The 11,583-nt window shown below is 47.1% G+C and carries 14 protein-coding genes; 4 read left to right on the top strand and 10 right to left on the bottom strand.

Features of this window, described 5'->3' with window-relative positions; translation table 11 throughout:
• Positions 1-144: 144 nt before the first annotated feature.
• The 3 genes from B2337_RS04480 to B2337_RS04470 all read left to right on the top strand — a co-directional run bounded on the left by B2337_RS04480 (position 145) and on the right by B2337_RS04470 (position 3,418).
• Entirely contained in the window at positions 145-2,370 is a 2,226-nt protein-coding gene (locus B2337_RS04480) for a TonB-dependent receptor plug domain-containing protein (RefSeq protein WP_292414097.1), read from the top strand.
• A gap of 349 nt (positions 2,371-2,719) precedes the next feature.
• On the top strand, positions 2,720-3,055 hold the full coding sequence (locus tag B2337_RS04475) for an ArsR/SmtB family transcription factor (protein WP_292362479.1): 336 nt from the start codon (positions 2,720-2,722) through the stop codon (positions 3,053-3,055).
• 15 nt (positions 3,056-3,070) lie between these two features.
• A complete protein-coding gene (locus B2337_RS04470) occupies positions 3,071-3,418 on the top strand; it encodes a hypothetical protein (protein WP_292414096.1) in 348 nt (115 codons plus the stop codon).
• 75 nt (positions 3,419-3,493) lie between these two features.
• On the opposite strand, the gene B2337_RS04465 is transcribed toward B2337_RS04470, so the two are convergent.
• Together B2337_RS04465 and B2337_RS04460 are read right to left on the bottom strand one after the other, a co-directional pair.
• Positions 3,494-3,844 (bottom strand): VOC family protein, encoded by a 351-nt coding sequence (locus B2337_RS04465; RefSeq protein ID WP_292362477.1) that lies wholly within the window; start codon positions 3,842-3,844, stop codon positions 3,494-3,496.
• Positions 3,845-3,864: 20 nt separating this feature from the next.
• Complete coding sequence (locus B2337_RS04460; protein WP_292414095.1) at positions 3,865-4,284, bottom strand: hypothetical protein; 420 nt, start codon at positions 4,282-4,284, stop codon at positions 3,865-3,867.
• Between the two features lie 116 nt (positions 4,285-4,400).
• On the opposite strand from B2337_RS04460, the gene B2337_RS04455 reads away from it, so the two are divergent.
• Positions 4,401-5,723, top strand: coding sequence for an MFS transporter (locus tag B2337_RS04455; RefSeq protein ID WP_292414094.1), 1,323 nt, complete (start codon positions 4,401-4,403; stop codon positions 5,721-5,723).
• Between the two features lie 35 nt (positions 5,724-5,758).
• Here the strand turns inward: B2337_RS04455 and B2337_RS04450 are convergent, their stop codons facing one another.
• The 8 genes from B2337_RS04450 to B2337_RS04415 all read right to left on the bottom strand — a co-directional run bounded on the left by B2337_RS04450 (position 5,759) and on the right by B2337_RS04415 (position 11,501).
• The gene (locus tag B2337_RS04450) at positions 5,759-6,535 is read right to left on the bottom strand and encodes a zinc-dependent peptidase (protein WP_292362474.1); all 777 of its coding nucleotides are present in this window, start codon (positions 6,533-6,535) and stop codon (positions 5,759-5,761) included.
• A gap of 141 nt (positions 6,536-6,676) precedes the next feature.
• Positions 6,677-7,261: a GNAT family N-acetyltransferase gene (locus B2337_RS04445; RefSeq protein WP_292363960.1), complete on the bottom strand. Its 585-nt coding sequence runs from the start codon at positions 7,259-7,261 to the stop codon at positions 6,677-6,679.
• A gap of 236 nt (positions 7,262-7,497) precedes the next feature.
• Positions 7,498-7,860: a DoxX family protein gene (locus tag B2337_RS04440; RefSeq protein ID WP_292414092.1), complete on the bottom strand. Its 363-nt coding sequence runs from the start codon at positions 7,858-7,860 to the stop codon at positions 7,498-7,500.
• Between the two features lie 87 nt (positions 7,861-7,947).
• Positions 7,948-8,256, bottom strand: coding sequence for a hypothetical protein (locus tag B2337_RS04435; protein WP_292414091.1), 309 nt, complete (start codon positions 8,254-8,256; stop codon positions 7,948-7,950).
• Positions 8,257-8,435: 179 nt separating this feature from the next.
• Positions 8,436-9,107, bottom strand: a complete 672-nt coding sequence (locus tag B2337_RS04430; protein ID WP_292414090.1) for an MFS transporter permease — start codon at positions 9,105-9,107, stop codon at positions 8,436-8,438.
• On the bottom strand, positions 9,104-10,036 hold the full coding sequence (locus tag B2337_RS04425) for an aldo/keto reductase (RefSeq protein WP_292414088.1): 933 nt from the start codon (positions 10,034-10,036) through the stop codon (positions 9,104-9,106). The genes B2337_RS04430 and B2337_RS04425 overlap by 4 nt, the downstream gene beginning before the upstream one ends.
• Positions 10,037-10,165: 129 nt before the next feature.
• Entirely contained in the window at positions 10,166-10,600 is a 435-nt protein-coding gene (locus tag B2337_RS04420) for a hypothetical protein (RefSeq protein ID WP_292414087.1), read from the bottom strand.
• Position 10,601: 1 nt separating this feature from the next.
• A complete protein-coding gene (locus B2337_RS04415) occupies positions 10,602-11,501 on the bottom strand; it encodes a lipid kinase (protein ID WP_292414086.1) in 900 nt (299 codons plus the stop codon).
• Between the last annotated feature and the right edge of the window lie 82 nt (positions 11,502-11,583).

The raw sequence follows: 11,583 nt of genomic DNA, 5'->3' as shown, positions 1-11,583 counted from the left end.
CCGATTGGGTGCGCGGGTTTGCCTTGATAATTTAATTGAGCCAAAAGTATGGGATTTCACCCACGCCAGCCCTAAATCCCACACTTTTTATGCTGACATATTGCTTATTCTTGGTTTAACTTTTTAAACCGGAATAACAGCACCATGAAAAAACGTCTTTCTCCCTTAGCCATGATGATTTTGACCGGACTGGCAAGCGCTCCTTTGTATGCCGCCCATGAACACGATGATGAGATGCTGGAGAGAGTGACGGTCACAGCTGCTTCTGTTCCAACGGTGGACAGCACAACATTGAGCGAAAATGACATCAGTGCTCAACGTGCTTATAAAAGTGATACCGCCGCATTTCTCAATGATGTGGCGGGCATGTCGATGTATTCAGGTGGTGGCGTCGCTGGACTGCCGTTTATGCGTGGCTTTGCTGATGATCGCCTGCGTATCAAGGTTGATGGCATGGATTTGATTTCAGCCTGTGCCAATCATATGAATCCGCCCCTCTCCTATCTTGCTCCCTCGCGTGTTTCAGAGATTCAGGTTTATTCCGGTATTGCCCCGGTCAGCCTGGGGGGTGACAGTATCGGTGGCACCATTATCGCCAAGTCAAAACAACCGGAATTTGCAGCAGATGACCAGACTATCACCAAAGGTGAAATTGGCAGTTACTATCGGAGTAATGGCGATGCCCGCGGTGGTCATCTCTCCACCACGCTGGCATCAGAAGACTTTAGTATCACGTATACCGGCTCAACCGCTAAAGCGAATAACTATAATGCTGGTGGCAATTTCAAACCGGCGGGAAATGCTGCCACCGACGGCCGTTCTTTGGATGCTGATGAAGTCGGATCCTCTGCTTATGAAAGCCGGAATCATGCGATTGATTTCGCTTATAAATTGGATAACCACCAACTGCAGCTTAAATTTGCCCATCAGGATATCCCCTATCAAGGCTGGCCAAATCAACGTATGGATATGACCGAAAACCGCAGCAATCAAATCAACCTGATCTATAACGGCATGTTTGACTGGGGCTCACTGGAAACCTCGCTTTACCGTGAAAAAACCCATCACAAAATGCAGTTTGGTGATGACAAACAGTTTCTCTATGGCTCAGGAATGATGATCGCCAATGGTATGCCAATGGAAACCGAAGGTGATAACCACGGCCTATCGGTTAAAGCCGAAATCAATGCCAATCAACGCGATCTGTTCCGTGTAGGAACAGAATTACAACGGTATCGTCTGGATGATTTCTGGGAAGCATCCGGTGGCATGATGATGGCTCCGAATACCTTCTGGAATATCAATAATGGTGAGCGGGATCGCTATGGTGTATTTGCTGAATGGGAAGCCGCCTGGAACAGCCAGTGGACTACCGTCGCGGGCATACGCCATGAAACCGTCAAGATGAATACCGATGAGGTACAAGGCTACAACACCAATATGATGATGTATCAGGCGGCGGCGGATGCGTTTAATGCCAGTGACCGTGATATCACCGATCATAATATTGATGCGACCTTGCTGGCGCGATTCAAACCTTCGGCTACCCACGATTATGAATTCGGCTACGCCCAGAAAACCCGTTCGCCCAACTTATACGAGCGCTTTGCCTGGTCAACCAACGGCATGGCGATGCGTATGGTCAATCTGGTCGGAGACGGCAATGGCTATGTGGGCAATGTTGATCTGGATCCTGAAATCGCCCATACCTTGAGCTTCACCGCCAATTTCCATGATGCGAAACAACATGACTGGCATGTGTCACTGACACCTTATATTTCCTATGTCGATGATTTTATTGATGCAGAACGCTGCAGCACAGGCGGTGGCGCTTGTACGGCAGCCAATCTCACAACCGATAATGATTTTGTTTATCTGCAATACCAGAATGTCTCAGCCAAACTCTATGGTATGGATGTATCAGGTTTCAAAACGCTTTATCAGTCAGAAAAATGGGGACAAATCACCGGAACTGCCACCCTCAGTTATGTAAGAGGTAAAAACCGTGATACCGGCGATGATCTTTATAACATCATGCCGCTGAACTCGACTTTATCGCTGGAGCACAGCAAAAACGGCTGGCGTAATAATGTCGAATGGGTGCTGGTCGCTGGCAAAGACAAGGTCAACAACGAACGCAACGAAATCGAAACCGCCGGATATGGGCTGGTGAATCTGCGTACCAGTTATGAATGGAAACAGGCGCGCGTCGATTTTGGTATGGAAAACGTCTTTGACCGTCTCTACAGTCACCCACTTTCCGGTGCGTATGTAGGTCAGGGTGCCACCATGAACACATCGGTTCCATGGGGTGTGACGGTGCCTGGCATGGGCAGATCAGTTTATGCGGGTTTGACGTTGAAATTCTGATTTTTAACAAGCTGGAAGCAGATCAATAAAGCTAAAAGTGTGACCTGCTAAACAAATATTTTCACCCATAAAACAAGGGGGCAATCACTGCCCCCACCTTTGTGTTTATTTTTATGCTCTCAGCCATTTAGCACTATGCGAATCAGGCTAAAGCTCGTTCTAAAGCCCTGCATGTAAACGTATCTGTTCTCTCCTGCCATAGCTCTATTAAAATTAATTCCCCCCAAAAAGCTAACTTTCTCAATGAGGGAAAACTCTCCATCCTCTGTTGAAAAATGGAGGTTAGATCTTGCATTGATAGATTATTCGACCTAAAGTTATGACAGTCCATAGAATATTGGAATATCAAGTGCAGTCATGTAGTGAAGAACATCAGCAACGCAATTGCAGCAGCAACGAACCCAGTGTTCAGCAACTGGAACGCACTGCTGCATTGTTCAAGGCATTAGGTGATCCATCGCGACTGACTCTTTTGTATCGTTTACGGCAAGGTGAACTCTGCGTAGGCGATTTGGTCACCACTGAAAACAAGCTATCTACCGTCTCAGCCCGTTTACAAACATTACTGAATGCGAATCTGGTGACCCGGAGACGGGATGCCCGACATCTTTATTACCGACTAGCTGATCAGCATGTTGTTGAAATGATAGAAAACGCCCTTGCACATGCCAACGAAAGTAACTGATTTAAGGAGATTGACATGAGTTGTAACGTGCATCAAAACCACTCGCACAAACACGGCCCTGACTGCGGCCATACCCAAATTGAACATAATGGCCATACCGATTTTTTACATGATGGGCACTTGCATCACGTGCACGAAGTGCATATTGATGAGCATAAAATTGAAGTGACAGCGAAAAACCCGGATGACTGCACGCCGCATCATGAATGTGCCGGTCACGATCCGGATCACGTTCACGGCCCGGATTGTGGACATGAAGCTGTACCACACGGCGATCACACCGATTATCTGGTCAATGGTCATCTTCACCATCCACATGGCGATCATTGTGATGACCACGGCCCTGTTAAGGTGCTCAGCTAGATCCAAACAAGTGTTTTTATGACTCGTTCCCATGCTCCGCGTGGGAACGTCCCTGTCTGAATAGCTGCAAGAACTCTATTCAGACCAAACCGCATATTCATTACCATTGGGATCGGTGAAATGAAACCGACGCCCTCCGGGGAATGAAAAGATATCCTGAATAATTTGACCACCAGCGTTTTTGACTTTCTCGACCGTGTTTTCCAACTCTGAACTATAAAACACAACCAATATACTTCCGTTCTCAGTTGTCGCTACTTTGTCAGATTTAAAAAATCCCCCATCCAGCCCGGCATCCTCAATGGCGACATACTCAGGGCCATAATCCACAAACGACCAGTCAAATGCGTCACTGAAGAATTGCTTTGTCACGTCGAGATTTCGCGAAGGCATTTCAAGGTAATTAATTTTTCCGGTTTGTTTCATGATTTTGTCCAGATAATTGATTATAAACTCGTATTCTTTACCTCAATAAACCACTTGGGCTGCATGGCATCAAAGTCATTCCTGATATTCCATGGTAGGTAGCTTGCCGAATCCAGTACAACGGCTTGACCATTTTCACGTTTGAAAACCACCCAGTGCCAGAAGTTTTTGCCATTTTCCTGATGATATTTGATAGCCAATAAGGCTAAATCCGGCAATTTATCCCAAGCCTCGAAAGGAATTTCATCAGCAGAAGTTTCAACTCCGCTCCGGCTTAACATCTGCCTGACATACTGCGTATCAGACCAAAGTGATTGGTCTTCAGCATAAATTCCCATTGCGTTGGCTATAGCCTTCATTTCTAAATACGTCTTGCCCAAGATATTGGCTACTACCGCAATGCCACATCCTGTGGTTTCTTCCTGTATTACTGGCTTCAAACGTTATTGCTCCTCGCTTTTTATAGCAGTGTAATCAATTTCTATTTAGCTTGTGTAAATCGCCTTCGGGTTCATTGATGATATAGTCGGCTTTTTTTCCAACATACGAAATGACGATGAGCCAACCACGCGCTGACAAAAAGGAAATTTTCGGCTGGGCAATGTTCGATTTTGCCAATCAGGCCTACACATTGCTGATTATCACCGTGGTGTTTGGCGATTTATTTACCCGGGTGATTGTCGGTGATGCCGAAAATGCCTATCGGCTTGGCAATCTATTGTGGAGTCTGTCACTGGCAGCGGGTTATTTACTGGTGGTGTTGACGGCACCGTTTTTCGGCGCGGTGATGGATCTGACCGCCCGGCGCAAACGGTTTTTGTTTATCAGCTATCTGGTTACCGTCATCGCCACGGCGCTGCTGTATTTTGTCGCCCCCGGTTACATTCTGCTCGGCATGTTGCTGATAGTAATTTCCAATTATGCCTACTCCATTGGTGAATCGTTTATTGCCAGCTTTTTACCGGATCTTGGTCCGCCGGAAGATCTGGGCAAAATCTCGGGTTTTGGTTGGGCCCTGGGGTATGTAGGCGGTTTGGTCGCTACCGGACTGGCCTTGTTGTTTCTGGGTGAAGTCAGCCTGGAAAATTTTCAAAATGTACGCTGGGTTGGACCTTTTGCAGCGGGCTTTTTCCTGCTGGCAGCAATTCCGACCTTTGTGCTACTGAAAGAACGTGGCAAATCAAGTCACACGATAGAGAGCAGTATCTGGCGTCAGGGCTGGCAACGGCTGGAAGGCAGTCTCAAACATCTGCGTGGTTATCAGGACTTGAGTATCTTTTTGCTGTCGGCTTTGTTTGCCATGTCAGGCATTTATATCATTATCGCTTTTACCTTTATCTACGGTGCACAGGTAGTGCAGTGGGATGAAAAAATGCGGGTACTCACCTTTATCACAGTGCAAGTGACGGCCACACTGGGAGCCATATTTTTTGGCTGGGCCGAAGATCGGCGCGGCAGTCAGTTTACCTATCAATTCACCCTGCTGTTCTGGATTGGCGCGGTGTTGCTGATCTGGCAAACACCTAATATTACTGACGGTATTAATTCGCTGGGGTATCAGGCCGAACGGCAGGATATCTTTCTGGTTGTCGCTGTAGCAGCCGGTTTATGTCTGGGTGCCACACAATCGGCCAGCCGTGCAATTGTCGGCAAATTAACGCCACTGCCCAGAGCGGCTGAATTCTTTGGCTTCTGGGGCTTATCACACAAACTGGCCGCCATTATTGGTCTGGTCGGTGTCGGCCTGATGCAGGCATTGGTTGGTTTGCAGAATGCGATTTTGCTGTGTGCCGTGTTTTTTGCTCTGGCGTTTATTGTCTGCCTTAAAGTGAATTTATCACGTGGGCAGATCAAGGCAGGACAATATCCGCGGGACTAATGTTCAATTGATGAGAGCGGCTTTGCCTGAGCAGCTTAATCCAATGGTACTGGCTGCTGACGATAAAACTGGCATAACAACCGATAGACTTTGGGCATTTCCTGTTTCATGGTTTTGGGTGCCTCAAAAAAAGCCTCACTGCACACGGCAAAAAATTCTGCCGGACTGGTCAGTGCATAGTCATCAATCGGTAACGAGCGATGATGCTGAAGATCATTTTCCAATCTATCCCACGCCGCTGTAAAAATATCGTGCCATTTACCGGGTCGCATATCGGGATGCATCGGCGGCGCACCATTGGCCCCATCACGCAGCATATCCAGCTTATGTGCCAACTCGTGAATCACCACATTACTGGCTTTACCATGGCGGGTATCGCCGCCACTTTCGCTAATCGCCTGCCACGATAAAATTACTGGTCCCTGCTCCCAGGCTTCGCCACTCAGGCCGGGGCTTCTTGGATGAACCACCCCATCATCTGTGCGATAAGGACGATTCGGCACAAAATCCCCCTCATAAAGAATAATCGTTTGCCAGTGGTCATACCAGTGAAGCCCAAGATGCAGAATGGGCACACAGGCCATAGTCGCAAGTTTGAGACACATCGCATCCGTAAATTGAAATTCGGCCCCCGAAAGCACGGTTTTACGAGCAAGCAAACGAAAGGTCAGCTTTCGCAACGCCTCACGCTCCGCGCCATGATAACGCTCCATAACCGACCAGTCAGCAACTGCAGACTCCCACTGCTCTGCAGTAAACCCCATCTTTTTAATCTTTCGGGCTTCACGCCAGTCACGCAATTGCTTAAACATGTTTATCGCACCATTTCCAATTACAACGAGACTCCCCCACGGCTCAGCAATAAATAAGCCCGGATATTTGATATCAGATTACTAGGGTCTGTTGATCTTTGTCATTGGGCGAGGAATTTTATTCGACAAATATATGCACTATCAATGCGGTAACCGCAACATTGGAATCATCGTAGGAGATGAACCACACTGGATTTCACCCAAAGCTTCAAATCCGTGGCGCTGATACAACGAAATATTCCTCGGGTTTGATGACTCGAGGTAAGCCTGACAGCCATCCTTATCGCATTGCTCGAGCGCATGTTTCATCAAAGATGAGCCATGCCCCTTTCCATGATGTGTCGGATCGACAGCTATCAAGGGTAAATACCAGTGAGGCACATCTGGACGGAAATCGCCCATTTGCTCTAAGACCATGAACACTTCCTGCTGCTGAGGCCCGGCAACGGTGCTTTCAATCAGTAAGCCTAATTTTTCTTCATCCGGATGTGTATCAGGCGGTAGCCATAATGCTGCACCTCGCTGGTCATGCGTAATATGTGCACTGCGCTGCACAAAAGCCCCGCCTCCAAATGCATGTATAAGTTCGGGCATATTGGCAAGATAAAGACTTGGGTCGGGCCATGTCCATCGCACCATCGGGTCCATTGCAAATGCCAGAATGATGGTGTTGATGATGACAGGTTCATCGGCCGGTGTGGCTGTTCGTATAGTATTGTTCATCATAGAATTCCTGGTGGGTTAAGAAATTCGAACAAATATGAAAACCACTGATCGGGCTTATTTAGCCCGGATATTCACTCTATTACACCATGCTTCCCTTACGTTACTTAAATTGGCTTATACCAGAGTTACAATCACGATTTTCAAGGGCGTCTGCTTAAGTATTTAATGTATAGACGAATTGGAGAACCATAATTCTACATTGGCGGCTGAATATTTGGCGTCAGAGTCAGCATATTTCACTTGATTAAAAATGACAGTGAGACACTTTCCCGCCATTGCCAGGCAATCCAGCCTGCCAACAACATGATTGCCAAAGCAACCATCATCATGCCCCACTCGGCATGCAAAACATGCGTCACGACCGGTCCAATCATAAACAGGCTCAGCCCAGCAGCTGCCAGTGCCCGCACGGGTTTAATCAGTAATACCACGGCCCCTGAAACTTCAATAAAACCAGTAAGGTACATAAACCACAGTGGATATCCCCAACGCTCAAAGGCCTGAATCTCAAACGCCAAACCAGCTAATTTTGCCGCACCAGACAGGAAAAAAATGGCTGCCAGAATCACAAATCCATATTTAGTGAAAAAATTCATCATAAAAACTCCTTAAGCAAGATATAGCTCAAAGACAAATGAAATCGCAGACTGTTACAGAGAACATGTTAAACACGTCAGAGACGTGAATTACTCAAGTTCTTCATTTGCAGGGATTTGATAACGTACGTTACCGTCAGCATAGCGTTTGCCAATCAGACGAATGGGGCTATCCAGGTCGGGTACTTTCTGGCTGACCAACAGCCTTGTTTTGTCACCATTTTCAATTTCCACCAGCATGGTGGTGAGTTGGCCTTCAGTTATTTCAACCACTGTCCCATCAACATAAAAGGTTTCAAGTTCAGGGTGTGGTCTTATTAGCCAGGCAGACAACAATGCCACAGCCAGGATGATCAAAATAAAAATGCCGCGGTTACGCAGATAGTTGTTCGTATACATGCTGTTGCTCCGTCAATCATCAGCTTGAAAGTCATATTAATCCATTACCACAATCATCGAGGATTGATATTTTCACCAAGACCAGACCCAACTCAAGTTTGCGTTTTCTTTCTGCTCACAGGCATTTAACGAAAGCCTGTTGAGACTTTCGCTTCAAACTATTTAATTAATCCGCCAGTTTAAACAAACCGACTTTCAGCACTTTTCCAAATCAGCCCGATCAGTCCTGTTGCCACTATGGCAAACAGTGCAATAGCTCCCGGCGTACCCAATACCCATAAGGTCAGACCAGAAATTAATAACCAGAATGCCGGCATGATGGCGATCAGCCACAACCCCCATCCCCTGAACATAATCAATGCAAGTCCCAGCGTGGTTACGGCAGTCGGATCAGCATGGATACCAAACACTTCGGCCTGTAGCCAGGATCCCCCCATGAGTGGCGCCATAAACGGCAAGCCAATCAATCCCGCCAAGGCAATCGCTATACCAATAACAGCCGCTGGCTTTTTGCGCGAAACATTGTCAAATCCCAGACCGGTGAGTGCAACCAATAACAACAGGATGGTCTGGGCGAAAAAAACATAGCCAATATAGCCACCTGCCCAGTTGAGCTCGGCATAATGTTGTATAAAAAATGCATACCCTACAAACGCCCACACAGGCGCGATCAAAAGACAAACTAATCGGGAGTAATTTTTGAATGCCAGCCAAACAGCTGTCACCCCTAGCATCAGTGTCAGCAGATGCAGTGGCCAGAAACTTTCACTCATGCGTTCAAGCAAGCGAAAATAGATATCGGCAGTAAAGGGAATAAAATCGTGAAGATCGTAGCTGGTCCAGCTGTTCATAGCGCCTCGATATAACGCGCCATCTTTTGTCTGGTGCTGGCCGAAGGCATCGGGTCAAGACCGGCACGCATATTTTCACGAAGATGCTCTACCTTGCTTGTCGCGGGAATGGCGCAGGTCATGGCCGGGTGACTGACAATAAACTTCAACAGAAACTCTGCCCAGGTCGTCGAGCCACATTCCGCCTCTGCCCATTCGGGCAGTGGCGCGTCACGGCGCTTCAAACCCTGAATCAGACTGCCGCCATTAAAGGGTCGGTTGGCGATCACCGCAATGCCTTTTTCTTCTGCCAAAGGCAGCAGCCGTTTTTCTGCCTCACGCTGGGCTATATTGTAGGTAAGCTGAATAAAGTCGATGTCTTCAGAAGCCATGATCTGTTCGAACTCTGTGTGACGACGACCATGCGATGTGGTAATGCCGATATGGCCAATTCTGCCTTCAGCTTTCATTTCACGCAGCGCCGCCAGGTGTTCCCGCCAGTCTGTCAGATTATGTACTTGCACCAGATCGAAATAACCGACCTGCCAGCGTGCTTTCAAATCAGCAACCTGTTCGTGAGCTGAACCACCGGCCGGGCTCCAGACTTTTTCGGCTGAGAACAAACTGTCAGGAATACCAAGCTGCTGCAATGCATGGCCCATTACATCCGGTGCAGAACCATACATCGGCGAAGAATCAATCATGCCACCGCCAAGCTCAAAAAAGGTTCTTACCACTTCGGCCCGGGCATCGAGCAACTTTGAATCACTGCCGACATTAAAAGTACGCCAGGTGCCCATACCAATGACCGGCAGCTTTTTATCACCCGAATAGCGTTTTTGAAGCAGCTCATTGCCGGCAGCAAAAATCGGCATGGGAGGCAATATGGAAACGGCCAGACCGGCACCGATCAACTTGAGACTCTGTCTGCGAGTGAAGCGTTTGTTCATGGTAAGCGCTCCTTAGATTTCAATTAAGCTGGTCAAAGATGGACAGTTTTCACTTTAATCATAGGAAAGAGGACAAGCGTCTTGGTAAAAAGTTGATTCACAATCTATTTGGCGGACAGCTGATATTGCTTAATTATTTAATATGAGTTGTTTTGTCTCAGCGAGATGCTTATACAGAGAATCAAGTAACTTTTTGAATTCTGTCGACTGTTCACCTAATGCCGTATTGTTGATTAGCTCAGCCAGCACTTCATCTTTTTTAAGACATTTATCTAAAATCGCCTGGGTGGAATCAGCAGAAAACAAATTGGTAATTCTGCCACCAAGCTCATCAACCCATTCTTTATCGGAATCGGGTGTCGCTGGAAGTTCATGCAACTGTTTAACGACTTTTCGAAACGACTCTATATACGACTCCCGTTGTTTGGCAATGTCAAAAAGCGGATGATTCACATTTTCTTCCGTTAATAACTCACCCATTGCCCGGTAAAAGTCGGCTGTTTCGATGATTAATTTTAAAATCTCCAGAGCATCGGCCTGGTCATCAGTACGTATTATCAACATATCAAACTGTTCCTGAGGTGGCTGTTGGCATATCGCCAACAATGGCTTCGATGGCTTTAGGGATAACGTCAAAGTCTGCGGGCGTTGCCGTTTTAGCTTCACCATCGGCTTCCAACGCTTTAGGTTTAGTGGTCTGAATACTGAACTTTTCAGCGGTTTTACGGACAATGCGGTCCGTCGTATGCAAATCACCGTTACGTAATTGAGGTCCGAGCAACAAAAGCTGCCACCATCGTTGCGGCTTGATAAAAAACAAATTCAGCTGTCCATCCAGCAACGTTGATCGTTGATCAACGATATTCCCGCCACCATAAAACCGACCATTGCCTATTGCCAGATGAATGGCCTTGGTGGAGCACTGCCAGTCATCTGCTTTGATGTGAACTTTGAAGCTTTTGTTACGCTTAATTGCTTTAAAAAAAGCACCAAGATACGCGAATACACCAAAGAACTTTTTGCTATCCGAGGTGAGCTCACGTGTCACATCAACCCCTAAGCCTACGTGAGCCACATTAATAAAAGCCTGTTTATTGACTTTACCTAAACTGATGCGTTCGCGCCTGCCATCAACGATGACCTGTGCAGCGGATAACAGATCCTCCGGGACACCAATGGATCGGGCAAGATCATTTGCCGTTCCCATTGGGAAAATAGCCAATGTGCGTTGACAGGTATAGATAGCATCCAAAGCGGAGCTGATGGTTCCATCACCACCGGCCAGAATAATGATTCCGTCTTCTCGTTCATACGCTTCAATGAGCGAAATCAAATGGGCTTCGCTTTCAGACTCACAAACGGATACCTCAATGCCTGACGCTTCAAGCAATTGCACGGCCTCTTCCAATGCCTCAGCTTGCCCATTTCGGCTATGCGGATTAATAATTAACAATGCGTGCTGCAAGTATTTTTCTCTTGTTAAGAGCTTAGCTCAATACGACGATAAAACGCTGTCAGAAAACAATAAGTACCATATGGAATTAGCG

Source organism: Methylophaga sp. UBA3192, from assembly GCA_002363955.1.
Taxonomy (GTDB): Bacteria; Pseudomonadota; Gammaproteobacteria; order Nitrosococcales; family Methylophagaceae; genus Methylophaga.
The sequence above is the reverse complement of the archived record's forward strand: the minus strand, read 5'-3'. Positions and strand labels throughout refer to the sequence as shown.

What these genes read in the sequence shown, in the direction of transcription:
- B2337_RS04480 (WP_292414097.1), top strand. Translation starts at nt 145, where the DNA reads ATGAAAAAACGTCTTTCTCCCTTAGCCATGATGATTTTGACCGGACTG.
- B2337_RS04470 (WP_292414096.1), top strand. Translation starts at nt 3,071, where the DNA reads ATGAGTTGTAACGTGCATCAAAACCACTCGCACAAACACGGCCCTGAC.
- B2337_RS04465 (WP_292362477.1), bottom strand. Translation starts at nt 3,844, where the DNA reads ATGAAACAAACCGGAAAAATTAATTACCTTGAAATGCCTTCGCGAAAT.
- B2337_RS04455 (WP_292414094.1), top strand. Translation starts at nt 4,401, where the DNA reads ATGAGCCAACCACGCGCTGACAAAAAGGAAATTTTCGGCTGGGCAATG.
- B2337_RS04450 (WP_292362474.1), bottom strand. Translation starts at nt 6,535, where the DNA reads ATGTTTAAGCAATTGCGTGACTGGCGTGAAGCCCGAAAGATTAAAAAG.
- B2337_RS04445 (WP_292363960.1), bottom strand. Translation starts at nt 7,261, where the DNA reads ATGATGAACAATACTATACGAACAGCCACACCGGCCGATGAACCTGTC.
- B2337_RS04440 (WP_292414092.1), bottom strand. Translation starts at nt 7,860, where the DNA reads ATGATGAATTTTTTCACTAAATATGGATTTGTGATTCTGGCAGCCATT.
- B2337_RS04435 (WP_292414091.1), bottom strand. Translation starts at nt 8,256, where the DNA reads ATGTATACGAACAACTATCTGCGTAACCGCGGCATTTTTATTTTGATC.
- B2337_RS04430 (WP_292414090.1), bottom strand. Translation starts at nt 9,107, where the DNA reads ATGAACAGCTGGACCAGCTACGATCTTCACGATTTTATTCCCTTTACT.
- B2337_RS04425 (WP_292414088.1), bottom strand. Translation starts at nt 10,036, where the DNA reads ATGAACAAACGCTTCACTCGCAGACAGAGTCTCAAGTTGATCGGTGCC.
- B2337_RS04420 (WP_292414087.1), bottom strand. Translation starts at nt 10,600, where the DNA reads ATGTTGATAATACGTACTGATGACCAGGCCGATGCTCTGGAGATTTTA.